The organism is Nocardioides exalbidus, from assembly GCF_900105585.1.
GTDB lineage: Bacteria > Actinomycetota > Actinomycetes > Propionibacteriales > Nocardioidaceae > Nocardioides > Nocardioides exalbidus.
On record NZ_FNRT01000002.1, the window covers coordinates 3835592 to 3861440 of the forward strand.

At 68.4% G+C, this 25849-nt stretch carries 24 protein-coding genes and 1 tRNA gene; 10 read left to right on the forward strand and 15 right to left on the reverse strand.

The features are described from left to right. Positions 1-283 precede the first annotated feature (283 nt). The 3 genes from BLV76_RS18630 to BLV76_RS18640 form a co-directional block, all read right to left on the reverse strand. Positions 284-1393: an acetyl-CoA hydrolase/transferase family protein gene (locus tag BLV76_RS18630; RefSeq protein WP_245734946.1), complete on the reverse strand. Its 1110-nt coding sequence runs from the start codon at positions 1391-1393 to the stop codon at positions 284-286. Positions 1394-1583: 190 nt separating this feature from the next. Further along, a complete protein-coding gene (sodN, locus tag BLV76_RS18635; RefSeq protein WP_090971049.1) occupies positions 1584-1985 on the reverse strand; it encodes a superoxide dismutase, Ni in 402 nt (133 codons plus the stop codon). Positions 1986-2053: 68 nt separating this feature from the next. Then, the gene (locus tag BLV76_RS18640; protein WP_175539743.1) at positions 2054-2890 is read right to left on the reverse strand and encodes a universal stress protein; all 837 of its coding nucleotides are present in this window, start codon (positions 2888-2890) and stop codon (positions 2054-2056) included. Positions 2891-3087: 197 nt separating this feature from the next. On the opposite strand from BLV76_RS18640, the gene BLV76_RS18645 reads away from it, so the two are divergent. After that, a complete protein-coding gene (locus BLV76_RS18645) occupies positions 3088-3405 on the forward strand; it encodes a hypothetical protein (RefSeq protein ID WP_139306630.1) in 318 nt (105 codons plus the stop codon). Here the strand turns inward: BLV76_RS18645 and BLV76_RS18650 are convergent. Then, on the reverse strand, positions 3398-4339 hold the full coding sequence (locus BLV76_RS18650; protein WP_090971053.1) for an SDR family NAD(P)-dependent oxidoreductase: 942 nt from the start codon (positions 4337-4339) through the stop codon (positions 3398-3400). The genes BLV76_RS18645 and BLV76_RS18650 overlap by 8 nt on opposite strands. Further along, positions 4336-5694 (reverse strand): NAD(P)/FAD-dependent oxidoreductase, encoded by a 1359-nt coding sequence (locus BLV76_RS18655; RefSeq protein WP_090971055.1) that lies wholly within the window; start codon positions 5692-5694, stop codon positions 4336-4338. Before BLV76_RS18655 ends, BLV76_RS18650 begins: the two co-directional genes overlap by 4 nt. Before the next feature lie 206 nt (positions 5695-5900). Between BLV76_RS18655 and BLV76_RS18660 the strand changes: the two genes are divergently transcribed. Together BLV76_RS18660 and BLV76_RS18665 are read left to right on the forward strand one after the other, a co-directional pair. Beyond that, positions 5901-8300 (forward strand): helix-turn-helix domain-containing protein, encoded by a 2400-nt coding sequence (locus BLV76_RS18660; protein ID WP_175539744.1) that lies wholly within the window; start codon positions 5901-5903, stop codon positions 8298-8300. 93 nt (positions 8301-8393) lie between these two features. Continuing rightward, positions 8394-8849, forward strand: coding sequence for a carboxymuconolactone decarboxylase family protein (locus BLV76_RS18665; RefSeq protein ID WP_217630393.1), 456 nt, complete (start codon positions 8394-8396; stop codon positions 8847-8849). A gap of 108 nt (positions 8850-8957) precedes the next feature. Here the strand turns inward: BLV76_RS18665 and BLV76_RS22695 are convergent, their stop codons facing one another. Next, on the reverse strand, positions 8958-11456 hold the full coding sequence (locus tag BLV76_RS22695; RefSeq protein ID WP_175539745.1) for a helix-turn-helix domain-containing protein: 2499 nt from the start codon (positions 11454-11456) through the stop codon (positions 8958-8960). A 270-nt stretch (positions 11457-11726) separates the two neighbouring features. On the opposite strand from BLV76_RS22695, the gene BLV76_RS18675 reads away from it, so the two are divergent. Continuing rightward, a complete protein-coding gene (locus tag BLV76_RS18675; protein WP_175539746.1) occupies positions 11727-14234 on the forward strand; it encodes a helix-turn-helix domain-containing protein in 2508 nt (835 codons plus the stop codon). Between the two features lie 87 nt (positions 14235-14321). On the opposite strand, the gene BLV76_RS18680 is transcribed toward BLV76_RS18675, so the two are convergent. Next, positions 14322-15074 carry an SDR family oxidoreductase gene (locus BLV76_RS18680; protein ID WP_090971063.1) on the reverse strand — a complete coding sequence of 251 codons (753 nt, stop codon included), beginning with the start codon at positions 15072-15074 and terminating at the stop codon, positions 14322-14324. A 55-nt stretch (positions 15075-15129) separates the two neighbouring features. Continuing rightward, positions 15130-16104 carry an alpha/beta hydrolase gene (locus BLV76_RS18685; RefSeq protein ID WP_090971065.1) on the reverse strand — a complete coding sequence of 325 codons (975 nt, stop codon included), beginning with the start codon at positions 16102-16104 and terminating at the stop codon, positions 15130-15132. A gap of 139 nt (positions 16105-16243) precedes the next feature. Here BLV76_RS18685 and BLV76_RS18690 point away from each other — a divergent pair, with 139 nt between their 5' ends. Next, positions 16244-16627, forward strand: coding sequence for a hypothetical protein (locus BLV76_RS18690; protein ID WP_090971067.1), 384 nt, complete (start codon positions 16244-16246; stop codon positions 16625-16627). Between the two features lie 150 nt (positions 16628-16777). Here BLV76_RS18690 and BLV76_RS18695 read toward each other — a convergent pair whose 3' ends face one another. The 5 genes from BLV76_RS18695 to BLV76_RS18715 form a co-directional block, all read right to left on the reverse strand. Further along, positions 16778-18124, reverse strand: a complete 1347-nt coding sequence (locus BLV76_RS18695) for a cytochrome b (protein ID WP_090971069.1) — start codon at positions 18122-18124, stop codon at positions 16778-16780. A 177-nt stretch (positions 18125-18301) separates the two neighbouring features. Next, positions 18302-19081, reverse strand: a complete 780-nt coding sequence (locus BLV76_RS18700) for an SDR family oxidoreductase (protein WP_090971071.1) — start codon at positions 19079-19081, stop codon at positions 18302-18304. Further along, on the reverse strand, positions 19078-20025 hold the full coding sequence (gene sigJ / locus BLV76_RS18705) for an RNA polymerase sigma factor SigJ (protein ID WP_090971073.1): 948 nt from the start codon (positions 20023-20025) through the stop codon (positions 19078-19080). Before sigJ ends, BLV76_RS18700 begins: the two co-directional genes overlap by 4 nt. A gap of 68 nt (positions 20026-20093) precedes the next feature. Next, the gene (locus tag BLV76_RS18710; RefSeq protein WP_090971075.1) at positions 20094-21338 is read right to left on the reverse strand and encodes an NAD(P)/FAD-dependent oxidoreductase; all 1245 of its coding nucleotides are present in this window, start codon (positions 21336-21338) and stop codon (positions 20094-20096) included. Beyond that, entirely contained in the window at positions 21325-21906 is a 582-nt protein-coding gene (locus BLV76_RS18715; RefSeq protein ID WP_175539747.1) for a GNAT family N-acetyltransferase, read from the reverse strand. The genes BLV76_RS18710 and BLV76_RS18715 overlap by 14 nt, the downstream gene beginning before the upstream one ends. Positions 21907-22016: 110 nt before the next feature. On the opposite strand from BLV76_RS18715, the gene BLV76_RS18720 reads away from it, so the two are divergent. Both BLV76_RS18720 and BLV76_RS18725 read left to right on the forward strand, forming a co-directional pair. Further along, positions 22017-22733 (forward strand): succinate dehydrogenase cytochrome b subunit, encoded by a 717-nt coding sequence (locus BLV76_RS18720; protein WP_090971077.1) that lies wholly within the window; start codon positions 22017-22019, stop codon positions 22731-22733. Then, on the forward strand, positions 22730-23194 hold the full coding sequence (locus BLV76_RS18725) for a hypothetical protein (protein ID WP_175539748.1): 465 nt from the start codon (positions 22730-22732) through the stop codon (positions 23192-23194). Before BLV76_RS18720 ends, BLV76_RS18725 begins: the two co-directional genes overlap by 4 nt. Here BLV76_RS18725 and BLV76_RS18730 read toward each other — a convergent pair. After that, positions 23145-23381, reverse strand: coding sequence for a hypothetical protein (locus BLV76_RS18730; protein ID WP_175539749.1), 237 nt, complete (start codon positions 23379-23381; stop codon positions 23145-23147). The genes BLV76_RS18725 and BLV76_RS18730 overlap by 50 nt on opposite strands. Positions 23382-23472: 91 nt before the next feature. Between BLV76_RS18730 and BLV76_RS18735 the strand changes: the two genes are divergently transcribed. Next, a complete protein-coding gene (locus BLV76_RS18735) occupies positions 23473-23934 on the forward strand; it encodes a MerR family transcriptional regulator (RefSeq protein ID WP_090971081.1) in 462 nt (153 codons plus the stop codon). Beyond that, entirely contained in the window at positions 23931-24911 is a 981-nt protein-coding gene (locus BLV76_RS18740; RefSeq protein ID WP_090971082.1) for an aldo/keto reductase, read from the forward strand. The genes BLV76_RS18735 and BLV76_RS18740 overlap by 4 nt, the downstream gene beginning before the upstream one ends. Before the next feature lie 515 nt (positions 24912-25426). Here the strand turns inward: BLV76_RS18740 and BLV76_RS18745 are convergent. After that, positions 25427-25500, reverse strand: a tRNA-Pro gene (locus BLV76_RS18745). A 209-nt stretch (positions 25501-25709) separates the two neighbouring features. On the opposite strand from BLV76_RS18745, the gene BLV76_RS23385 reads away from it, so the two are divergent. Continuing rightward, on the forward strand, positions 25710-25841 hold the full coding sequence (locus tag BLV76_RS23385) for a hypothetical protein (protein WP_281246172.1): 132 nt from the start codon (positions 25710-25712) through the stop codon (positions 25839-25841). Positions 25842-25849: the final 8 nt, after the last annotated feature.

Genomic DNA, 25849 nt, shown 5'->3' on the forward strand with positions numbered 1-25849 from the left:
ACGGGCCAACGCGCACCCTCTGTCGACGAGTGGCGACACTAGATGCACTTTGCCGGGGTTTACGGTCCATAAGCGTGCCACGACTCAAGTCGCTCGCCCTGCGAGGACGTCGTCTGAGGCTATCGCCCGTATGGGTCTCGCCATCAGCGCGTCGTAGGCGGCGCGCCGGAGTGCAGCCACGACCCCGGAGGTCGGTCGAACGACCCTGAGACTGGACCGACTCGAGTGGCTGCAGTGGGCCACCCACGCGTGCCACGCACGAGGACATTCCAGCCTGCTGCGCTCAGGCAAGCCCGAGCGCCCGCGCTTCCTCCCAGAGGTCGTCGCGCACGCTGGGGTGGGCGGCGTGCTCGATGAGGTTGCGGGCCTGGGCCCGTTCGTCACGTCCCCAGATCCACGCGACCCCCTGCTCGGTGACGACGGCGCTGTGCTGGAAGGAGGTCACCGGCTCGTCGATCAGCGGCACGATCGTCGACACGTCCGCTCGTGGATGCCAGCTGCGCAGCGCCATGAATGCCCGGCCACCCGGCGCGTGGCTCGCGCCCACTGTGAAATCGGTCTGCCCTCCGAATCCGCTGTAGATCCGGGCGCTGATGCGTGACGCGTTTGCCTGGTCGAACAGGTCGACCTGTAGGGCGGTGTTGATCGACGTCATACCGGGCTGCTGGGCGATCTTGGCCGGTGCGTTGGTGGTCTCGGTCCGCAGCATCTGCACCCGCGGGTTGTCGTTGACCCAGTCGTAGAGCTCATGGCTGCCGAACACGAAGGACGTACGCACCGGGGTGCCGCGGTCCAGTGCACCTGCCTGTTCCAGGGCGAGGACGCTGTCGCTGAACATCTCCGTCCACACCTTCAGCCCTCGCCGCTCGAGCACGCCTGCGATGGTGGCGTCCGGCACCTCGCCGATGCCGGCTTGGAGCGTGGCGCCGTCCCCGATCTCGGTGGCGACTCGCGACCCGATGAGCCGCGAGTCGTCCCCGGGCGGCCGGGCCGTGTGGGTCGTCAGTGGTGCGTCGACCTCGACGCCGAGATCGATGTCGTCGACCGAGATCACCGCGTCGCCGTAGGTCCACGGCATACGGGGGTTGAGTTGTGCCACGACGAGCGTGCCCCGCTGCCTGGCCGCCTCGATCGCGGCTGGCAACACGTTGACCTCCAGCCCGAGCGACACCTGCCCGTTGCGAGGCGCCGTGGTGTGCACGACAACAACGTCGGGCGCGAGCGGCCCACGGAAGAGACGCGGCACCATCGACAGTCGGCACGGGACGTACGACAACCGTGGGTGTCCCCGGAACCCGGGTCCAACGAACGTCGTCTCGGGGATGACGCCATCGTGGAGCGGGATATCGGGCTGAGCGTTGAGTGCGTGCAGCCGGACGTGAGGCATCTCCATGATCAACGGCTCGAGCAAAGAGACCGGGGTCGCGAAGTTGCCGCTCGCGATGATCCTCGGCGTAGGGCCGCCCCCAAGGGCTGAGGTGTGCTCGGCGACATTCCGCACAGCCTGGTCGAGTGCTACGACGCGCATGCAGTCAGCCTGTCAAACCGGGTGTAGGAGAAGCGTGTCGTGACCAGACACCAACTCAGGCCCTCTTCGTCTCCCAGAAGATTTCCGCGATCTCGTCGATCTTGGCGAGGAGCTGGTCGGCGACCTCGGCGTCCATCGTGCCCTTGGCGCCGGTGGCGCCGGCGAGCTTGGTGGCCTCGTTGAGCAGCGTGTGGAGCTGGGGGTACTTCTCGAAGTGCGGGGGCTTGAAGTAGTCGGTCCACAGCACCCACAGGTGGTGCTTGACGAGCTCGGAGCGCTGCTCCTTGATAAGGATCGCGCGGGTGCGAAAGTCGGGGTCGTCGCTGTCGTTGACCTTGGCGATGACGGCCTTGATCGACTCGGCCTCGATGCGTGCCTGGGCGGGGTCGTAGACGCCGCAGGGAAGGTCGCAGTGGGCGGAGACCTCGACGGTCGGGGCGAGCAGATGGCGAAGCATTCGTGGTTCCTTTCACGCGGAGGTTCGGCGTTGCCACGCAGGCGGTGGCACACGTCCTGAGACGAGGTCTAGCGAACGACAGCCACCGGGCACTGCGCACGGTGCAGGGCGGCCTGGCTCACGGAGCCCAGCAGCAGACCGTTGACGTACCCGCGACCCCGGGATCCGACGACGAGCAGTGAGGCATTCCTCGAAGCATCGGCGAGTGCTCGTGCGGGCGCGCCGGGCCATTCCTCCACCTCGACGTGGACGTCTGGATGCTTGCGCCGCGCCGAGGCGGCAGCTTCGTGGATCGTCTCCTGCAGCCGATCCTGGTCGGCGTGAAGCGACTCGTACCGCTCTCCCAGAGCCGACAGGTCGTCGTGATGGGTGGCGTGGACGGCGAAGACCTTCTCCAAGGTCCGTTCGGCTCGCGCGCATGCGTACTCGAGCGCCGCGTTGCTGTGCGGTGAGCCGTCCACTCCCACCACGATGCGTCTGGCTCCGGTGACACGCGGTTGCCGGACGACGACGACCGGGCAGGTCGCGTGACGGGCCACGTTGTTGCTCACCGAGCCCAGCATCGCTTCTCCGAATGGTCCGTGCCCGTGGCTTCCCATCACGACGCAGGCAGCCGAGTCCGCGATGCCCAGAAGGACGCTCACGACGCGGCCGAGGCGGTGCTCGAACTGCACTGACGGCACCCCGAGATCAGCGATGAGGGTGCGTGCTTCCTCCAGCGCGTGCGGCACCAGGCTGGGCACCTTCCCGGCCACGCCGGGAGCTGTCGGTGTCTCCTGGACGTCCTCGATCATCAGCACGAGGAGTGGTCGCTTCGAGTCGACGGCTTCGGTTGCTGCCCAGATGAGTGCCCTGCGAGCGTCGGGCGATTCGTCGTACGCGATCACGATCGGAAAGGTCTGCATGCGGCGATGGTGGCGTCTGCGGCGGCAAGGGGCTGAGGGTCGTTCGACCTGCATCATCGCCGGTCGATCGACTTGGGCGTGTGCGGTCACACGGCCTCTAGGTTCAGTGAGTCCGCGACAGGCGAAGGGAGAGCATCGTGCACGTTTCGCCCCTGAGGTCCTCTCCAGGTCTGGAAGCCGACGGCCACGTCGCAACGGTGAAGTACAGCCTGTTGAGCCTGGCCCGTCGTGAGCTGCGACGAGCGGTGCACTCCACGGCCGGGTTGAGCTCGGCCCGAGTGCCGTCGCCGTCGCGACACGGAGACAGCCTGGTGGCGCTCCGTGCCGGCACCGCCGCGCCGCTGGAACACACTGGGCTGCGGACACTTCAGGTGCTGGTCGGCCGCATTCGTGTCTCGGACGGCCGCGCAGTGACCCACGCGTTCCCGGGCGAGGTGGTGTGCTGCGGTCCGTCCGCGATCGTGGTGGCTGTCGCCGACACAGCACTGCTGATGGCCGGCGCGGATCTTACGTAGCGGCCGCCGCCACTGCCCGCTCAGCCATGCCCCACAGACGATCCGCGTTGCGGGAGTCGAGGGCGTACCGCGCGACCGCGTTGTTCAGGTCCTGGACGTCTGCCGGCCTGCTGTCGACCGTCTCGGCCTCCTGGTTGTCGTTGAAGTAGCGACCGCCGACTCCGTCGAGCGCGGGGCTGGCTGCCAGGAGGATGCTGGTCGAGGCGCCCTGCTCGACCGTCTTCTGCAGATCCGGCGGCGTGGCGAGCGTTCCACCGACATGGCGTTGCAGCGGCGTGGCGATGGCACCGGGGTTGAGGGCGTTGGATGTGATGGCATCTCGTGACCATCGCTGGTGCGCGCCCATGGCGAACAGCACGACTGCTGTCTTCGACTGGGCGTAGGCGAGACGTGGGTCGTACGGCCGGAAGTCGAAGTTGATGTCGTCGAAGACGACCGGCGAGAACAGGTGGGCCGACGAGCTCACCGACACGATGCGCCCACTCTCCTGCGCGAGCGCCGGTCGGAGACCGTTCGCCAGTGCGAAGTGTCCGAGGAAGTTGGCCATGAACTGCTGCTCGAAGCCAAGGGCGGACAGGTCTCGTTGCGGGAGCGCCATCACGCCCGCGTTGTTCACCAGCACGTGGAGCGGTCCGTCCCAGGATGTGACGAGGGCGTGGACGGAGCCGAGGTCGGTGAGGTCGACGTGGACGGCGCGCACCCACGGATTGTGGGTCTCGGCAGCTATCTGCGCGGCGACCTCTGTGCCCTGGTCGAGGTTGCGGACGGCGATGGTGACGTCCGCACCGCATCCGGCGAGTGCGCGGCTGGTCTCGCGGCCGATCCCCGAAGCCCCTCCGGTGATCAAGGCACGGCGACCGGTCAGGTCCAGGCCGCGGACGATCTCTCCGGCGGTGGTGGTCGGCTCGTACGGCGTGAAGATGCGGCGCGTCACGCCCCGAGCTCCTCGGCGTCGACCTCGTGGAGACCGTAAGGGTGCACGACGTCACCCCCTGTCACGAAGGCTTCCCGCGGATTCCGGTTGTTGAGCATCGACACCACGTCTCGGCGACCGACGAATGCGGAGAACCAGTCGAACATCACCCGGACCTTCCGCTCCCAGGTGGGCACGGCCAGGACGTGGTAGCCGCGGTGCATGGCCCAGGCCGGCCAGCCCTTGATGACCAGCCGCTTGTACTGGAAGACGCCGTGACCGTGGCCGAGGGTCGCGACGACGCCGAGATTGTGGTGGACGTACGGCTTGGTGGGTTCGCCACGCAGGGTCGCAGCGATGTTCTCGGCGAGCAGACGACCCTGACGTACGGCGTGCTGCGCATTGGGCACCGTCCGCATGCGGTGGTCGGCCGTCAGGTCCGGAACCGCGGCGACGTCCCCTGCCGCCCACGCGCCCACGACGACTCCCTCGTCATCGGCCACCCGCAGGTCAGGCTGGACTCGGACGAACCCACGTTCGTCCAGCGGCAGGTCCGTGTGCTGGCTGACAACGGGGTTCGGCGCATTCCCGGCAGTCCACACGACCAGGTCCGCGTCGAACGTGACTCCGTTCGAGAGGACGACAGAGCCGCCCGCGAGCGACTCGACCTGGGCGGCGAGGTGGATGGTGGCTCCTTGCGAGCGCAGGAAGGCGACCACCCAGCGAGACGTCCGCTCGCCGACCTCGGGAAGAATTCGATCGGTTCCCTCCACGAGATGGAACGACAGGTCGTGGACGCTGAGCTCCGGGTAGTAGCGCAGGGACTCCCGCGCGAACGTCATCACCTCAGCAACCCCCTCAACACCGGTGAAGCCTCCGCCAACGAATGCGACGGAGAGCAGCTTCCGACGCTGCGCGCCCGGCGGGAGTGCCGCCGCACGGTCGAGCGCCGTGAGGACACGGTCGCGGATTGCCACCGCTTCCTCGACGTTCTTGAGTCCGATCGCGCGTTCGAGCAGGCCCTCGATGGGCAACGTCCGGGTGACCACGCCCGCGGTGACGACGACGACGTCGTACGGCACGGTGATGCGAGCGCCGTCGTCGGTGACCGCCTCCACCACCCGGGAGGAGTGGTCGATACGTGTCGCGGACGCGGGGACCAGCGTCGTCCGGCGCAGGTGCCGCCTCAGGGAGACCACCGTGTGCCTCGGCTCGATGGCACCCGCGGCCACCTCTGGCAAGAAGGGTTGGTACGTCATATAGGGACGCGGGTCCACCACCGTGATCTCGGCTTCGTCCTTGCGCAGGCGACGCTCCAGGAACCACGCGGCGTAGAACCCTGCATATCCCCCACCCACCACCACGATGCGATTCATGCGGGCAGCATGGCCTCCGACACCGTGACCTCACACGAGTCAAATGACCCGACCCCGCCACGTGAGTTCGGCCGCCCACGGAAGATTCGTGCTTCTAGGGTAGAGGCCAAGGATGGCGGTTCGGGTCGCCTCACGTGTCGTCGATGCCATGCGACCTGTATCGCGCTGGTGGGGAGGAGAGGCAGCCGTTGCGACTCGGGGATGACGTGTCCGCGAAGATCGCCGACCTGGTGCGGGGTAGCGGCGGTGTCCACCATGCCCGGGTCACCGGTGACGCCCAGCTCGCTTACGTGGCGTCGCTTGAGGAAGACCTCACCGGACGCGACGTGCACCTCGTCCATGCCTCACCCGGGCATCCGCTGTCGGTGTACCAGCTCGTGCAGGACACGCAGCCCAGCGCGGCGGACGCAGCCAGCGCTGTGGTCGTCTGCATCCGGGAACCGTCTCTTTGCGACGCGACCACTCGTGTCCTCGCCGAGCTGCGTCCAGCCGACCTCGGATCTGTTCCGGTGCTGTGGGTCGTCATCGAAGATCCGCCGGCCGGGACGTCCGCGGAGTCTTCGTCGACGACACCTCCCGCGTCGTCAACGGCTCCACCTGACGCCCCACATCACGATCCGAGGGCGGAGACCGTCCTGGCGGCCGGTGCCGCTCTCGGCCGCCGCTTCACCCTCAACGAGGTCGCCGCGTCCCTCGGGCAACCGGCCATCACACTCCTCGAGGCCGTCGAGCTGAGCATCGACTCAGGCGTGTTGCGCGCGGAGGCGCACGAGTTGGTGTTCGCGTCGGACCGAGCGTGGCGTGCGGTGCGAAGTCGTCAGGAGCCAGGGACGTGGGCTCGTCTCGTCGCGGCCGGAATCGAGTCGCACACGGCCTCTCGGAAGGTCGGTCGCCTCCGCGAGCTGCTCGTCGACGGTGAGCTCGACGACGTGGACCACACCACGTTCGAGCGCCTGTGGGACGTGCTGGCCCAGGCTGACTTCCTTGCCGGGGCAGACCTGTGTCGTCGAAGAGCCGCCCGAGCCACGCACACTCTCCCCGAAGCGGGAGAGCTCGAGGCCAGGACGGTGCTGTTGGAGCTCCAGTCGGGTCGGCCCGGCTTGATCGAGGAGTACGCCGCGAAGCTCGGCGACACTCACCCAACGGCTCTCGGTGCGGCGATCGCGGAAGCACTCATGGTCCCGTACCCGCTCGAGGCGATGGAGTTGGCGCTGAGGACGCTCGATGCCGCAGAGCCCGGGACCGCGGACCACGCGCGCCTGCACGCCCTGGTCGTCACGTGCAGGGCACTGATCGGCGACGTCGACCTCGCCCAGCTGGATCTCGTCACGGCGACCGCCACGGCGACAGGCGACCCACGCGCCCGCAGCATGGCCGACTTCGCCCGTGCGGTCGCGATTGCCGCTGACGGAGATCCCCTGGCCGTTCTTCGTATCGTCGCGCTCGGCAGCGAGTACCCCGCCAACCAGACCCTGGGACCGATGGGGTGGCTCTCAGGGACCTTTCGCGCCAAGACGTTGGTCGACCTGGGTCGCATCGCCGAGTCCGAACACGTCATCGACTCCTGCGCCGACTACGTCGAGCGACGCGGACAGGTCGCCGCACTTCCGCACGTGATCATGTCTCGCGCAGTCTTCGCCATGGAACAAGGGCGGCTGATCGACGCCGCCCACGGGCTCCTCGCCGCGCGACACATTGGTCTGGCGATCGGACTCACCGAGTTCTCCGAAGCGAACATCCTGAGCCGCCTGATCCAGCTGGCCCGCATGAGGGGCGACACGGCCGAGCTCGTGCGGCTCGGTGCGACACTGGAGAACCACCTCGAGGACGAGCGCACCCGACTGGACGCCGTGGCGACCGGATTGACGCTTGCAAACGACCTCTTGCCGGCAGAGTGGACACCAAGGTGGGCGAGCGCACCGTCCCGGGCTCCCCACGACACCACGGCTACTGCGCCACCCGAAGCGATGGACCAGCCGGAGAGCGGCTCGACCGGCTACTCGATCCTTCTCGCGCTCCACGACGTGCTGGCCACCTTGCGCAGCTCCTTGCTCAACCAAGGAGATCAGAGCGGAGGCCTCGCCATGCTGACGGCGGTGGCACGCACGACAGGTCTGTCGTTCCCCAGCGCCCTCGCCAGTCACGCGGTGGGGCTGGCCAGCGGAGAGGCTGAAGGCGTTGCTGCCGCCATGACCGTCTACCGGGATCTGCATCGGCCGCTCCTGCAGGCCCAGGCTCTCGAAGACCTCGGCTATCTGGCGCAGGATCGAGCCGGCTCGATCGCAGCGCTCGAGGAGGCGCGACGCACGTGGCAGAGCGTGGGCGCCACTCGCGAAGCTGCGCGCATGGACAGGTACCTCCGCAGCCTCGGGAGCAGGTCTGCACCAGCAGTCGACACCAGACGGGCCCTGGACCTGACCGCTGCGGAGGAACGCGTGGTTCGTGAGCTGCAGGCAGGACGCAGCAATGCCGACATCGCCGAGGCCCTCCAGATCTCGAGGAACACGGTGGCTGTGCACCTTTCGAGGATCTACGCGCGGTTCGGCGTGGCCAGTCGTGGTGCCCTGATCGAACTGGTGCAGTCGCTCGAGCGCGCGGATCGCTAGCGAGAGTGACACGCATCACCCTCACATCCGAATCAGTTACCCGGTCGACCTCACGGAGCGCATTCGCGCTCCGCCATCGAACCGAGGAGAATGATGACCACCCGACAGCCCCGCCTGAATCTGGCGACCGCAGCACCCAAGGCGGCCAAAGCCCTCTACGCGGCAGACCAGGCACTCCACGAGTCGCCGCTGGACGACAGCATCCTGGAGCTGGTCAAGCTTCGGGTGTCCCAGATCAACCGGTGCGTGCACTGCATCGACCTGCACACGCACGACGCACTCGACGCGGGAGAAGCACCAGACCGCATCTACCAGCTCGTCGCGTGGCGTGAGTCCGCCTTGTTCTCGGCCGCTGAGCGCGCCGCCCTCGAGTACGCCGAGGCTACGACGATCCTGAGCGAGCACGGCGTCAGCGACGAGATCTGGGCCGGCGTCCGCGACGCGTTCAACGACGAGGAGCTGGGCGCTCTGGTCGTGCAGACGGCACTGATCAACGCGTTCAACCGCTTCGGCGTCCCGCTCCTGGTGCCTGCCAAGAACCGCACGTGAGATCACCCCGGGTCGCGTCCGCGTACGACGAGCTGAGGTCGGCTCGCGCAGCTGTGGCCAGTCAGGGACCCTTGCGGACGCGACCCGGTAGCGGGCACGACAGCCTCATCAGACGTCGTCGGCCCACGCAGAAAGTTCCGCCCGCGAGGTGATGCCCAGCTTGAGGTAGATGTGACGCAGGTGCGTGCTCACGGTGTGGGGAGACAACCCCAGATCGTGTGCCATGCGGCTGACGGTGTGACCGGTCAGCACAGCCGTCTGCGCCACCCGCGCCTCCATCGGCGTCAGGGCTTCGGCTCCGGCCTGGTCGACCTGAAAGCCCCGCAACCTCAGGTACTGACGGATGCGCCATGCGTCCCTGTGCGCACCCAGAGCGGCCAACTCTGTCTGTGCCGCGAGCATCATCTCGAGCCCGCCCGGTTGGCCATCTTCGAGGAGCTTGGATCCGAGGTCGGATCGCGCGTGCTGGACCAGAAGTGGGCGGGCCAGCTCCTGCCAGCCGACGACGGCCTTCTCCAGGAGGTCCCGGCGCCACTCGAACATGCCTCGCAGGTGCGCATCGATCGTCCTGGCGAAGAGGTGGTCGCCGCCATCACGTGCCGCTCGTTCGCGGGCTCTCTGCACCTGTTGCTCCGCAGTCCAGCGGAATCCCTGCATGAGCAGGGCGCGCACGATCATGACTTCGTCGCTGGGGTCCAGCCACGGCACCACCTGCAGGTTCTCGGGGTCCACCAGGCGGTCCCTTCCCACGAACCCGTCGACGTCGTCGACGAGGAAGCGGTACCAGTCCAGTCGCTTCGCCGACTCCGTTCCAGCTGCCGGCGTGGACCGGGCCAGTACCTGCTTCACCTCGGCCAGGTCCACCCTCTCGCCTCTGTGCCACGCGACCTTCACCCTCACCGCCAACAAGATCGCGGCGAGGCGGTCGCTGACACCTACTTCAGTCCCCCACACTCGCTCCCACTGCCCCGCCGCGACGACAGCCTCATCACGGGCATCCTCGATGCGACCCAAGGCGAGCATGACCTGACTGCGTTCTGCGTGGAGCAGCGGCGACGCCAGTGCCTCTCGACCGAGGTGCACCTGCTCGAGCAGGCCGGTCACACGCCTGAGCGCGACCTCCGGTTGCCCGAACACCGCAGCGAGATGCGGTGCCCAGATCATCTCCGGAACGCGATTCTCCTGCCTTGCCCCAGAGGCTCGCCACTCCGACTCTGCGGTCTCGGTCAGGTGCGCCGCCGTCGTGAACGCGCCGCGGTAGAAGTGCCGGATCGCGTCACAGGTCCGAAGTCGTGAGATCGAGTCAGGATCTCCCGAGGCGATGGCGAGCTCCAGCGCAGCCGGAAGCTGCTCGTCGACCTCGGCCGCGCGCCCCAGAGTGGACAGACATCTCAGCTGCACGCTCAGGAGGCGAGACCGGGTCAGATCGCTGACGTCTCGCAGAGCAAGACCAGCACGCGTGTGCTCGAGCGCTTCCGCAGGAGACGGCTCGAGACGCGCGAGCCACATCAGGACACGCGCTTCCGCTTCGGCCTGCCCGCGCTCGATGAAGATTCGGGAGACAAGTCGACGCGCCTCTTCTCTTCTCGCCGTCCGCCACAGCAGTGGCAGAAGGTCCCACACGAGTGCCCCGAGACGGTCGCTGGACGAGTCGACGTGCTCGATGGCAGCCAGTCCGTAGTCGGCTGCTGCCTCCGGATCGGAGAGCGCGGTCGCAGCCATCGCATCCGCTAGAAGGTCGATGATCTCCCGGTCTCCGAGGTGCACCAGTTCGAGGGCCGCGTCCGCGAGAAAGGGAGCCAGCCCTGCCTGCTTCGCCTTGAACGAGACCACCTCTCGTTTGATGCCCAGCACCAGCGCGGTGGGGAGGTGGCCAAGCACGGCGGTTCGCACGTCTTCGCCCACGAGCACGTGCTGTCGCTGGAGTGTGGCGACCAGCCCCGCATCCTGCAGCGCGACGATCGCCGTGCCCGCACTCTCGCGGTCGAGGCCGGTGACGGCCTGCAGCTCCTCGGCCTCGAGGCCGACGTACGCAGCAGCGAGTACCCGTGCGACTCGCAGCCCGTCCCCGGAGAGCACATCGGCGGGAGCCACCTCGGTCCCGATCTGCGCACCATCGTCGCTGCCGGTCTCGACCTCCGCGCTCTCGACGAGGATCCACACGACCCCGCTCGATGCGCTGGCGTCGACATCGGCGAGCCAGCGCCTCGACCACGGGTCAAGCAACGCCTCGTCGTGGACAACGACCACCACGGGCGCCGATGACGAGAGTTCGGTGAGCACGGCACCGAGGCTGCGAACCAGACGATCGAGCGAGCGGCGCGGTGCTGTGACGGACAACGCCGGCTCACGCATTCCACCACCAGGTGTGTCACGTGATCGGGTGGACAGCGCCTCGACGAGTGCGCCACAGGCAATGGACCTCAAGCCGGGACGTGCCTGAACGTCGATCACCTCAGCACGCAGGCGCGCGGCCGTCCGACGGCCGTCGTCGAGGCCACGTCTCGAGGCAACGCGGATCACCTGGCCACGGCCGTCGCGTGCCTGCAGCATCGCGCCTTCGACCCGGCGTACCACGTCTGATTCGGGTAGCGGCTTCACACGCATGTCACCTCCGGGCGCATCATGCCCGACGTCACGCCGCAACGCCCGAGTCGTTTGACTCGGCCACCCGACGCTCCAGCCAGGCTCGTCGTGCCCGAGCCTGTCGGACGAGAAGCCGACTGTGCCTCGGATGGCGTGGAACCGCGGGTAACTACTGGACATGACCAGCATGCGATGCGGACTGATCCGCTTGCCTGTCATGGTCCCGGTGTGATCATCAGTGGGGAGCACAGCACAGGACCCGGATTGGGGCCGGCGGGAGCGCTCTCGGCGGTGCGCTCGCTCGAGTTGGAGTCGGCGCGACAGCACCTGTTCGGAGGAGGGCAGGCTGAGGTCCTGTTGCTGCGCGGCGACCTGGGCTCGGGACGCACGGTGCTCCTGAGCCGGCTCGTCGGCTCCGCGCGCAGCGAGGGCTTCCACGTCCGCCACCTTCCCTCGTTGAGTCTCGATGCCCGCACGGAAGGCGAACTGTCGGAGGTGTGCAGCCCAACGCTGTACGTCTATGACGACGGTGTGCTCCCGCCACGCACGAAGCCGCACATGGACGGCCCCACGGCACTGCGATGGGCCGTCGCGGCGTCGTCCACCCCGTACGTACGCGTGGCGTTCGCGACTGACGAACCGGCCCTGGCGAGCGTCGCTGCGGTCATCGACGTCGATCCTGTCTCGGACGCGACCGCCTTCGCGTTCGTGTCCTCCCGGGCTCCTTGGGCCGCCCCGACCTCCGTGGACCGTGTCGTCGAACTGGCGGAGGGCAACCTGGCGCTGCTGGTGCAGGGCGCGCACGACCTCCGAGATGGCGGCGACACGGCCGCCGGCGTCTTGCCGCGTGTCCGGTTGCCAGAGCAGTACTCCGCTCTGACGGCTCGCTTCCGCGGAGCGACCGCGGTCACGCAGCACGTCCTGGCCGCTGCGGCGGTCCGTCGAGGTGACCTCGCCCTCGACGAGATGGACGACCTCGTTCAGGTGATGATGAGACCCGTGGGCGGTGGTCGCCTCCGGTTCCGCTCCCCCGTTCACCGGGTAGCCGTTCTCGAAGGGTGCGACGCGGGCCTCCTGAGCCGTGCGCACACGCTCGCGGCCGACGACGCGGCCACTGCCGACGAGCACCGGCCCGCTCACCGCGCGCGGGCGCAGGATGACCATGGAGCGGCACTCGCTCAGTGGGCATGGGGGGCGACCTACGCCTCTACGGGCGAGGTCGTCCATGCTCATCTCACCAGTGCGAACCTCTGTGCGCACGGCGACCAGGAGGAGTCCGGGAGCCGGCACGGGCGTGCGTTGTCGACGGCAGCGCTCGCAGGTGACCTCATCCTCGCCGAGCAGCTCATCACCGACGAGCGGACCGACCTGCGACATGATCCGGAGGCGATGGTCGGTGCCGCGATCGCACGCGCCCTCGTGCACGGCGACCTGCAGGGTGCGCGCAGCCTGGCGCTCAGAGCCCTGGCGGTGACCGCCGACGATGTGTCGACCGAGCGAGCACTCATCGCGCTCGCGGTGATCAATGTCCTCGCCCACGACGTCGAGGCGTGGAGGCGCTGGCACCAGCTCGCCTCGAACTCCACATCATCGAGAGTTCATCGGGTGGCGACCGCCGTGGCGGCGGCAATGGTCGGTTCGGAAGAGCTCGCGACTGTCGACCTCGAGCGGCCGACCGCAGCGCGGACGGTCATCGACGACCTGACGCAGGCGCTCCTCGGCGCGGTGTTGCCCGAACACTCATGGGCGACCGTCGCCCCGGTCATCGCACGTCGTCCCGGCAACCGTCTCGCGAGCGCAGTGACCGACTGCGTACACGCAGGCCAGCTCCTCCGCGCCTCTCGATGGGTCGAGGCCCTCGAAATGACGGGTCGAGCAGGTCAGGTCGCACGCACAGGCGGCGCGCGGTCGATCGTGCTCGGTGCTCAGGCGATCGGCGCCATGGGCCTTGCGCTCTCCGGAGACGTGCAGCAGGCGCGCGCCTCGGCCCTGGACGTCCTGTCGGACCCCGTGACCGGACGATGTGAGCGCATCGCCGTCAGCGCGCGGCACGCGCTCCTCCACGCCGCCTTGCAGATCGACGACGCCGACGCCGTGCTCGCTGCGGTGACCGAGTCCGACAATCGTGCGTTCGACGGGGGTGCCTGTCCCGCGGTGTGGATGCTCGACCTGGCAGACGGCCTGGAACACCCCGAGGTGCCGCAGGATCTTCGTACAGCCCGTCATCAGCTCATCTCGCCCGCAGTGCGGCGCCGAGACCCCGGTGAGCGCATCTCGTTCGACTACTTGCGGGCCATGGGGCAGGATCACGGACGACTGATCGCCCTGCGCAAGCTCGTCGCCAGCACCCGGGGAAGTACGCACCGGTTCGAATCGGCCCGGGTGAGGCTCGGATACGGACGACTGCTCCTCGACGCCGGCGAGCTGTCCGAGTCGAGCCAGGTGCTCACCACAGCGGCCACCATGTTCGACGCTCTCGGCACCCCTGGCTGGGCTGCGGTCGCGCAGCGGTACCGATCCGCGGTTGACGCTCGACGTGACGGCGTAGAGGGCTCGGAGATGGGCGACCTCGAGCTTCCCCTCGTCGACGTCCCGCTGACCGAGCAGGAGGCCAAGGTTGCGATGCTTGCCGCTGCGGGGCTGTCCAACAAGCAGATCGGCGAGCGCCTGTTCCTGTCTCCTCGCACCGTTGGCGGTCACCTCTACAACATCTTTCCCAAGCTGGGAGTGCGCTCCCGCGCTGGTTTGCGCGACGCGCTCAACCGCAGCCACGACGGACGCACACGCTCGGCTTCCTGAACCCGCGAGCGGGCGTGCTGACCGTGCGTCTCTCCTCGCGTGGGTGAGCCCGACCGAGTCCGTGGACCGGGTCGGGCTCACGCTGCTTCACACGCGGGAGTCTGAAGCAGCCCAGTCGGTGTACGTCGTGGCGCCCCTCATGTCGCTGTCGTGGGGGATCAGGTCGTGCTCCCCCACGGGAGAGTCGAAGAAGGGCGCATCGCTGTCCACGACGACCTCAGCGGCATCTCCGCGTCCGGCCAGGTGCCGGCGAACATAGTCCTCGAACCATCCCTGTTCGGGCCCGGCGATCTCGGTCGGCCGGTTCATCGGGGCGTGGGTGGCCATGTCGACGAGGTAGTCGGCCGCGTCGTCGACGTCGACGGGCTGGAACCGTGTGCGCGGCACGCGTACGGTCGAGCCCGCGCGGTGGGACTCGACGAGCTGCCCGATGAAGGGGAAGAACTGCGTCGAGCGGACGGTGCAGTAGGGCACCCCCGACTCGGCGACGACCGCCTCTTGGGCGGCCTTGGCCCGCAGGTAGCCGCTCTGGGGAACCCGCTCGGCCCCCACGATGGAAAGCAGCACGTGGTGCTTGATCCCCAGTGACTTCTCCGCCTGGAGGATGTTGGTGGCGGAGGTGGTGAAGAAGGTCGCGGCGGCGTCGGCCTCCATGGACGGCGAGTTGGTGACGTCGATGACGGCCTCCGCTCCGAGGAGCGCCTCGTCGAGTCCTTCGCCGGTGATGGTGTTGGCGCCCGTGGTCAGGTCGACGACGACGGCCTCGTGCCCGCGTGCCTCGAGCCGCTTGCACACCCGGGTGCCGACGAATCCGGCCCCTCCTACTACTGCTACGCGCATGTCACTTCCTGTCTGGTTGATGGACGGTGGTTGAGCTGCTGGGTGAGGGCGGACGTCAGGCCTTGCCGAGTGCCATGCGCAAGACGTGGATCGCCTGGTCGATCGCGGCTCGCGCCGCGTTGGTCTCGCTGAGCGGGTTGAGCATCATGAAGTCGTGGTGGATGCCGTCGTAGCGGACGGCGACGACGGGAACGCCTGCCTGGCGCAGGCGCGCGGCGTACCGTTCGCCCTCGTCGCGGAGCACGTCGGCCTCGTCCACGCAGACGTAGGCGGGCGGCAGGCCCTCGAGGTCCTCGAGCGAGGCGCGCAGCGGGGACGCGGTGGGGTGGGCGCGCTCCGCGGGGTCTGTGGTGTAGCTGTCCCAGAACCACGCCATCGAGTCGGCGCGCAGGAACGGACCGTCTGCGAACTCGGTGTAGGAGGGCGTGTCCATGGCGGCGTCCGTGACGGGGTAGTACAGCGACTGGTGAAGGAACGAGACGTCGCCGCGCTGCTTGGCCAGCAGGGTCAGGGCTGCGGTCATGTTTCCGCCGACGGAGTCGCCGGCGACTGCCAGTCGGTGCGGGTCGAGGCCGTTCTCGTGACCGTGCTGGGTGATCCACTGCGCGACGGCGTACCCCTGCTCGATGGCGATCGGGTACGCCGCTTCGGGTGAGCGCGCGTACTCGACGAAGACGATTGCCGCGCCCGCGCCGACCGCGAGCTCACGGACGAGCCTGTCGTGGGTCATGGCGTTGCCGAGAACCCAGCCTCCACCGTGCATGTAGAGCACCGCCGGCAGAGCCGTGCCGTCGCCGTGCCCGACCGGCGTGACCATGCGGACCTGCACGTCGTTCGCCCCGTCGTAGGCGACCGGGACGGTGAACCACTCCTCGTCGACCGGCAGCTTCTCGATCGGTGCGGCCTGGAGGTCGTCGAGGACCTTGCGTGCGCCGGCGGGACCCAGCTCGTACAGGTAGGGCGGGTTGGCGGTCGCATCGGCGAGCTCTTGGGCTGCCGGTTCGAGGACAATTCGTGCGTGCGTGGGCATCGTTGCTCCTTGGGCTTGATGGGCTCTGAACGCCGATGCTCCGCTGGGGATCGCACCCGAGACCCGCGTCGAACGACTGGCTCGACGCTGGGTCGTTCGACTGGGACCGGGCGGGAGGAGACGGTCCAAGGTCGGTGCCATGCTCACCACGCGCCATGCGCCTGTGCTGGTCCTCCCGCATCGCTTGACGATCAGCGCCGGACTGCCACGACACCGGGCTCGGTGGCACCTGCACGTGGCCCGGACGTTGTACACGGTGTGGGACACCGGTGCCGTCGAGCTCCTCGACGCGCGGCACTGTCCCCGGTCCCACTCTGAGGCGGAGCGGGTCATCGGTGAGCTGCGCGCGGTCGTTCTCGACCTCACGTGCCGGGTGGAGCACTTGCACCTGGATCCTGTGGGATTCAGTGCTCGGCTCCGCCTGGCAGGTCGTTGCCGGCGACCGGGCGGTGAGTTGCTCGACGTGGTCGTGCACGACCGTCAGCGGATCTCACCGCCGGCAGTCGCGCTGTTCGCGGCGTGAGCCGGCAAACCCCGGCACCAGCTGGGACCCGCCAGGAGAGGAGGTGATCTGCGTGGAGCGACGCGCGTACGCTCTCGGTCTTGCGATCGGCATCGTGACCCTCGGTCTGATGTTCTTCTTCGTCGTCGGACTCGAGCCGTTGGGCACCAACTAGCCCACGTGGCGCCGGGCAACGGTGCCGTCGTCGTCACCCGTCCCCGTCCGGTCTTCCGTGCCGCTGACGGGGACGTCGGCGTACCCTCCCGCGGGATCGCGCACCAAGGCGTGTGGCCCAGCTCCGTGAGCTCTCACCTCACATTCGTGGGCGACGAGGCCGCGGCAGACGAGCTTGGCGACCACGAAGGCAGCAAATGGCCCCGCCAGTACGGCAACCCTCAGGACGTACACCTGGATCTCGAAGGCGATGTGCAACTGGATGGCGATCCAGTCGGAGGCACCGGCTACGAGCAGCGTTGTGAAGAGGGTGAGGCCGGCGACCCCGAATGCGGTGCGAGTCGGGTGGTCGCGTGGCCTGTCCGACGTCTCGGGCGTGGAGCCGGACCGTACGAGCCGCGGCTCGAGGAACGGCCACAGGAAGATGGCCGCAACCAGACCGCCTGCCACTGCCTGCGGGACCAGGACGCCCAGCGGGACGGTCCAGCCGGCGATCATTGCGTCCCAGTTGCTGGGCGCGAGGCGCAGCGCGCCGTCGAGGAACCCGGTGTACCAGTCCGGCTGGCTCCCGGCGGATGCCCGGCTCCCCGACGCCGGTCCGTAGCGCCACACCGGGTTGACGGCGAACAGCCCCGCCATCAGGACGATCCATCCGGTCGCCAGGAAGCCGATCCCGAGCGCGACCAGCCGGGCGACGGCCACCGGGACCGGCCTTTCGCGGACGGCACCCGTGCGCACGTGGTCAGGCGTGCGCCGCAGGAGCAAGCCCCGGAGACCCAGCGAGATGGCGGCGAGGACAGGAAACACGACGACGTGCAGCGGATACAGGTTCTCGATGATCCGGCCGGGGAACTCACCTCCGAAGACGACGAACGAGGCGTACGACCCGACGACGGGTAGCCCGCGCAGAATGCCCTCGAAGATACGGAGGCCGGTTCCGGACAGCTGGTCGTCCGGTAGTCCATAGCCGCTCCACCCTGCTCCGAGCGCCGCCAGGAAGGCCGTGCACAGCAAGACCCACGCGGCCCGCCGGGGACGCCGGAACCCTCCGTGGAAGTACGTCGCGGTGAGCTGGAGCATCAGTGACGCGGGGAGGAGGAGCGCGGCCCAGTGGTGGGCCTGGCGGATGACGAGTCCGGCACGTACGTCGAAGGAGATGTGCAGGACGCTCGCGTAGGCCTCGGAGACCTCGACACCCCGCATGGGCGCGTAGCTGCCGTCGTACGCCACCGGCTCGCTGGACGCATCGAACCAGGTCATCAGCAGCCCGCCGGTCACGACCAGAACTGTGAAGCACCCGATGCTGATCGCCCCGAGCAGGTAGGTGAGCCTGAGGTCGGCCATCCGCACTGCACGAGTGAGCCTGGCTCGTTCCAGCCGCTTCACGAAGGGCGTGTCGTGCAGCGCGGTTCCGGCTCTCGCCGAGACTTTCGAGGTCACCCCCGCGATACTTCTTCGAGCAGCCCCTCGGCGCCCGAGTCGTTCGACGCCCTCGGGTGCCGGGTCGAACGGCTCGCGCCGTCAGGAGGGACGAATGCCCGCCAGCCAGTCGTCGAACGTCTCAGTTGCGGACTCGGCAGAGTCGCTGCCCGTGAGGGTGCCGTCGCGCATCGCCTTTCCGAGGACGCCCGGGAGCGGCAGCGCGACGACGCTGCCCCGCAGTCCCGCCGCTCGCGCGTAGCCGCGCACCATCGACGTCATCGACTCCGAGCGGGGCCCCCGCAGGTCACGGGTACGTCCAGACGGCCCCGACTCGGCGAGCTCGACCAGCCGGGCGGCGACCTCTCGCGCGGCGACCGGTCGCGAGACCATCTTCGGCACGACGACCAGTGGGCCGAGGCGGACGGCGCCGAAGATCTGCTCGGCGAACTCGTGGAACTGGGTCGCGCGCAGGATCGTCCACGGGACCTCGCCCGCCATCACGAGCTCCTCCTGCAAGACCTTGCCCGCGTAGTAGCCCTCCGGCGCGTCGTCGACCCCGACGATCGAGAGCGCCACGTGGTGCGAGACTCCCAGCTCCTTCTCGACGGCCAGGAGATGACGCGTCACCGTGCCGAAGAAGTTGCGTGACTCGTCAGCCTTCTGCGTCTGGGTGGACGAGACGTCGATGACCACGTCGACACCCCGCAGTGCCCGGGCGAGTCCAGTGCCCTCGATGAGGTCTACCCCGGTACTGCGGCTGAGCACGACCACGTCGTGGCCCTTGGCGCGGGCGTAGTCGACGACGTACGCACCGACCGTGCCGGTGCCGCCTGCCACGGCGATCGTCAGGTGCGGGGAGCGGTTCGATGTGGTGTTCATGCACCTTCGACCGGATCGGGCGCCGATGTGTGACGTGCCTCGTCCACGTCCTTCTGCCACGTGGCGAGCTTGGTCGGGTTCAACATGAGCCAGACCTGGGTGATCCGATCTCCCACGACCTCGAAGGACGCCACACCGACCACCTCGTCGCCGCGGCGCAGCACGAGTCGCGTCTCGCCGGCGTCTTCCTCCAGCGTGGCTTTCAGGTCTGCGGACTTGTTGAGGCCACCGAGCAGGAAGCGGGCGACCCGGTCCGCACCGACGATCGGTCGCAACGCTGCGCGCACGTGGCCGCCGCCGTCGCTCGTCGCCACCGCGTCCGGGTCGAGCCGCGCCACCAGGGCCGCCACGTCGCCGGTCATGCACGCCGAGATGAACGACTCCACCACGAGGCGGTGCTGCTCGACCGTGGCGCCCCGGCGACGTTCCTCCTCGATGTGTCGTCTCGCGGTCGAGGCCAGTTTGCGGCACGCCTGGGAGGTGCGCCCAACGATGCCGGCGACGTCGTCGAAGGAGTAGCCGAACACGTCGTGCAGGACAAACACCACGCGTTCACCGGGCGTCAGCGCCTCGAGCATGACCATCAGGGCCATCGTGAGCTCGTCGGCGCGCATCGCCTGCTCGACCGGATCCACGAGGGCGGCCGTCTCGCCCAGGGACGAATGCGGGCGAACCGGTTCGGGGAGCCACTCCCCCACGTAGCTCTCACGTCGGTGCCTCGCCGAGGCGAGGACGTTGAGACACACGCGCGTCATGGCCGTGGTCAGCCACGCGGCGGGCACGCGCACGGCGTTCCGCTCGGCGTCGGTCATCCGGTACCAGCGGATGTAGGTGTCCTGCACGGCGTCCTCGGCCTCCGCGCGGCTGCCCAGCATGCGGTAGCCGATGGCCAGCAGGCGCGTGCGCTCCTCGAGCAGTCCCGCGACGGTCTCGTCTGCGTCCATGTTCCCATCCTCCGGTCGGTGCAACGTCCTCGATGATGACCGGGTAACCGGCTTCGGTGTGAGGTCGGTCAGAGCCAGACGTCGTCGAGGGAACGTCCTGGGTCCGCCAGACGCTGGCGGCTGACACCACGTCGCCGGGTCTCGACCAGGTCCCTGATGGGCTCGAGCGTGTCCCAGTCGTTGACGTGCATGGCCGCCACGACCGTGTCGTGGTCCATCCAGAACGCCGACCACGTGGTCGAGCTGATGTCTCCGCGAATCACGACGTCGTCGACCGATCCCGGACCGACGAGCCCGACGTACTCCATGCTCAGCTCGTGCTGGTCGGTGTAGAAGAACGGGGTGCGCGTGTAGTCCTGATGGGCTCCGAGGATGTTGGCTGCGGCGTGTCGGCCCTGGCGTACTGCGTTGTCCCAGTGCTCCACGCGAAGGTGGCGCCGGTAGGTGGGATGGAGTGCGGACGCCACGTCGCCCGCCGCGTACACGTCGGGTGCCGAGGTCTGGAGCCGCGCGTTCGTCACGATGCCGTCGCTGGTGGTCAGCCGTGCGTGCTCGGCAAGGCTGACGTCGGGGATTGCTCCGATGCCGACCACGACGAGGTCAGACTCGATGGCGGAGCCGTCGGTGAGGTGCACGGTCGCCCCTAGCGTGCCTGCGTCGACGGAGTCGACGACCGTTCCAGTGCGCAGGTCCGTTCCATGAGCGCGATGAACCTCTGCGAAGCGCTGCGCCACGGTGGCTCCGAGCACGCCTGCGAGAGGCAGGGCTCCACGCTCGAGCACGGTGGTCTCGCACCCGTGGACTCGTGCGGCAGCCGCGACCTCGAGGCCGATCCACCCGCCACCGATGACGGTGATGCGATGACCCCCTTCGAGGGCGGCCCGGATCCGCAGGCTGTCCTCGCTGGTGCGCAGGTAGGCGACGGCAGCGCCGTCGCTCGGGTCGGGCCGGAAGAGATCGGGTGACAGTCTCCTTGGCTGAGCCCCAGTGGCGAGGAGCAGGCTGTCGTAACGGACTTCGCCGTCACGGGTGCTCACGGTGCGGGCACCGACGTCGAGAGCCAGCGCTGCTGCCCCGGTGCGCAGGTCGACGTCGTGGTCGCGGTAGAAGCTGGCGGGCTTCACGAGTCCAGAGTCGGGATCCTCGCCGGACACGAGGACACCCTTGGACAACGACGGTCGCTCGTACGGTGGGTGTGGCTCGGCCGCAAGTACCGTCAGGTGCCCGTCCCAGCCGGCCTCCCTGAGCGAGACAACGGCGTTGCCTGCCGCCGCGCCACCTCCGACGACGACCACGTGCTCAAGCGTGCTCATGAACTTCCTCCTCCACCCGCAGGTCGGCATGACGGATCCGGTACACGCGGTAGGCGTGATCCGGGGACCGTCCGAGGTCCGACACCCACTCCATGCCGATGCGCTCTGCGGTCGCAGTCGCTCGCCTGTTGCGTGACTGCACGATGGCGAACACCTGAGGTGCACCCTCTTCGTGGAACGCCCATCGAATGAGGGCATCACCTGCCTCCGCGGCGTAGCCCATGCCCCAGGCTTCAGGAGTCAGAGCCCAGCCGAGCACCAGGTCCGGTCCACCGTGCGGGTTGTTCTGCAGGCTGGCGGATCCGACCACCACTCCGCTGGTGCGGTCGGTGATGGCCCACCTGCCGAGGCACCCCCGAGCGGTGCGCGTCTCCTCGCCCCATCGCTCGAGCTCCGCACCCATCTCTCTCACGGATGCCGGGGGCGTGAAACCCGGAGCGAGCCACGACACCACGGCTGGGGCGGTGAAGATCACCAGCGCGGACGCGGCGTCGCCCTCCGTCCACGGCCTCAGGCGGAGCCGACGCGAGATGACCACCTTGGTCGGGGCCCATTCGTTGTTCTCCACCGCTCCACCATCGGTGCGCCGGGGTTCCCGACGCCCCGGTCGATCGACCCGGACGTCGGCAGGTCGAATGACCCGCGGCAGCAGGCCGTGCGCACGTCAGGCTCGCGAGCATGGCATCCACTCTGTCCACCCCCCGTCCACCATCGTCTCGACGTCGAACGGCGCTCACCTCGACCGTCGGGCTGAAGATCACCATGGCGATCAGCGGGCTGGCGTTCATCGCCTTCGTGCTGGGCCACATGTACGGCAACCTCAAGGCCTTCGAGGGGCACGACGCGTACAACGCCTACGCCGAGCACCTGCGGGTGCTCGGCGAGCCACTGTTCCCGCGTACGGGACTGCTCTGGCTGATGCGCGTCGGCCTCATCGCCGCGCTGGTGGTGCACGTGACGGCAGCCGTCGTGCTGTGGCGACGAGCTGCCAGTGCCAGGACCACGCCGTACGTGGCCAGCCTCCGGCGCACCTCGACCTTCGCGTCGCGGACCATGCGGTGGGGCGGCCTCACGATCTTCGTGTTCCTCGTGTGGCACCTGGCGAACTTCAGCATCGGCAGGGTCAACGTCACCGGCGGACCGACCAACGACCCGTACGACCTCTTGGTCGACACGTTCCAGACCTGGTGGATGACTGCGATCTACCTCGTCGCCATGGCGACCCTGGCCCTCCACCTCTGGCACGGCACGTGGTCATCGGCCCAGACCCTCGGCCTGACGGGAACACCACGGCGGCGATTCGCTGCACGCGCCACGGGCGCCGCACTGGCGGTGGTGGTTGCCGGCGGCTTCTCGTTGTCGCCCATCTTCATCGCCGTGGGCGTGATCCGATGACGCCCCCGCTTCGACGCACGCTGCTCGCGGTCACAGCGTTCCTGGGGCTCTACGTCGGCGGGTGGTCGGCATTCGCACCCCAGAGCTTCTACGACTCATTCCCCGGTCTCGGGTTCATCTGGATCTCGATCGACGGCGCCTACAACGAGCACCTGATCCGTGATGTCGGCACGTTGAACCTCGGGCTTGCGGCGGCGACGATCTTTGCTGCGTTCCTGCGCGGGGATGCTGCGCTGGCGGCGAGCCGGACGGTCGGCATCGCCTGGGTCGTCTTCTCGGTCCCGCACCTGGCGTACCACCTGCAGCACTTGGACGGGCTGGGACCGGTCGATGTGGCCGCTCAGATCGTCTCCGTGGCGAGCACGGGTGTGCTTGGGCTCCTGCTGATGCTCGACGATGTGAAGGCCCGGGTCAGGCGCGTCGGACGGAGCACGTCGTCCGCGCCGCCGCGATCAGGTTGATGGCCTGGGCCTCGAGGTAGCCGAGCTCCGCGGACTCGAGCAGCAGGTGGTCAGCGAGGATCGCGCGCTCGAGCATGGCGCCGGCGTCCCGATCGATGACGACCGAAGCGGGGCAACCGGGCTCGGGAAGGAAGGAGCTGGCAACCGTGATCTCGAGGGAGCTGGGAACTGTCATCTGGATGGTCATGCTCATTCGACCGGGTAGATCTTTGTAGTGTGACGTGGTCGGGCGACCTGTTTCGAGCGGGTTTGACCTGTAGCGCGCTACAGGTTGTTCCATGGATGACGTGACCACCTCAGCAACCGACTCCGATCGCGACTCGCTCATCCCGGACCTCGACTACGAAGTCCCCGCCGAGGGCGTTCCCATCGGACGCGCGTCCGAGCTGTCTGGAGTCGGGATCGAGGCACTGCGCTACTACGAGCGCGAGGGCCTGATGCTCGACGCGACGCCCCGCGATCCCGGAGGCAGGCGCCGGTTCCACGAAGCCGACCTGCGCTGGATCGCTGGACTGGTGATGCTGCGGGAGACCGGCATGCCGATCGCCGACATCCGGGTGATCGCCGACCTCAGCCGCACAGCCGGCACCGAAGCCGAACGTCTGGTCCACCTCGAGGCACACCGCCGCCGCGTCCTCGCCGACCTGGCACGAACCCAGTCGCACCTGGCCCACATCGAACGAAAGATCGCGAGCTACCGCGACGTGCTCGCCCACCGAAAGGACACACCCCACTCATGAAGACCACCTCACTGGGAGACGGGCTCACCGTCTCGGCCATCGGGCTCGGCGCGATGGGCATGAGCGCCTACTACGGCGCCAGCGACGAGAACACGTCGATAGCGACGCTCCGCGGAGCGATCGATCTCGGCGTCACGTTCATCGACACCGCCGAGGCCTACGGCCCCTTCGAGAACGAGAAGCTCATCGCCCGTGCCCTCAAGGACCGACGTAACGAGATCGTGCTCGCCACCAAGGCATCGGCCGAGACCGACGACGACGGCACCGTCCACGGCCGCAACGGCACGCCTGCCTACATCAGGCGCGCTGCCGAGCGCTCCCTGCGCCACCTCGAGACCGACGTCATCGACCTCTACTACCTGCACCGCGTCGACCCCGACGTTCCCATCGAGGAGTCCGTCGGTGCCATGAGCGAGCTCGTGCACGAAGGCAAGGTGCGCCACATCGGCCTGTCCGAGGCGTCGGCTGCGACCATCCGTCGCGCCCACGCCGTGCACCCCCTCGCAGCCGTGCAGTCGGAGATGTCGTTGTTCTCCCCCGATGTCATGCGCAACGGGGAGCTTGCGACCGTGCGTGAGCTCGGGATCGGCTTCGTCGCCTTCTCTCCGCTGGGCCGGGGCACGCTCACCGATGGCATCCGCTCGCTCGACGACCTGGTGGCGGACGACGCCAGGAGGGGCCTCCCTCGATTCCAGCCCGACGCCTTCGCCGCCAACCTGGCGCTCGTCCGTCGGGTCGAGGAGATCGCTGCCCGGTTGGGCGCCACCACCGCTCAGGTGGCCCTGGCCTGGTTGCTGAGCGAGGGCGTCGTCCCGATCCCCGGCACTCGCCGACCCGAGAGGCTGGCCGAGAACGCCGCCGCGGCGGACTTGGTGCTGGACGAGCACGTGCTCCGCGAACTGGCGGACGCGGTCCCTGACGAGGAGATCGTCGGCGCACGGGACGTCGCCACCGCTCCTGCCGGGACAGATCGCTGACAGGCTGTCACGATCAGCCGGCTGGCTTTCCCCCGAGTTTCCCCGAACGCCCCTCCACAGACCGGGCGACTGAGCCGATGTAGGTGAATAGCCGCAGGCCGAATGCGCCTCTCCCCCGCATTGTGTTGCCCGAAAGCGCCAACGTCGTCCCTCGGGACACCAACGCCGGTAGGAGGCTTTGCGCTTCAAATCGACCGAGGTGCTCGCCCCGCGTTTCCGCAGGTCAGGAGCTATCTACTCAGCCGGACCGAGAAGACTTGAACCTACGACCCCGGGGCGTCGCCAGGTCAGATCGCCTCTGCGCGAAGGATCGTGACGATTTGCCACACGGGGCTATGGCCTGCGCAGATGCTGCTCCCCTCACGAAGCGGGAGCCATCGCGATCTTGACTCAACCTGATGCGCTGTGACGGCCGCGAAGCGTTTACGGTCCATAAACGGTCCATAGGCGGCAAATGGTTCAAATCCAACGAAGCCCCTGACTTGCGTTTCCGCAGGTCAGGGGCTTCATTTCGGTCGGGCTGACAGGATTTGAACCTGCGACCCCCTGACCCCCAGTCAGGTGCGCTACCAAGCTGCGCTACAGCCCGAATGCCCCCGGCCGAAGCCTGTGGAGCGAGGGGAACACTACCGCAGCACCTGCGGCCACGAGGAATCGACCCACCCGTGTGGTCCGCGTCCCCGTCGAGGCCCCCGGCTCAGCCACCCGGCGTAGCCAATCTGGGTCATTCCCCGTTGTTACCGGGGCAGGCGCTCCGTCGTTGCCACACCATGGAGCATCGACCTGGGGGTTCCATCCATGACACGACTCGTTCGCCGCGGCGGCCTGCTGCTGGCCGTGCTGGCCACTGCCGTCGGGCTCAGCATCGCTGCGCCACGTGCCGACGCCGGGCAGCCCGACACGCCCGTCCACGTCGACGTACGCCGCTGACGCACGCA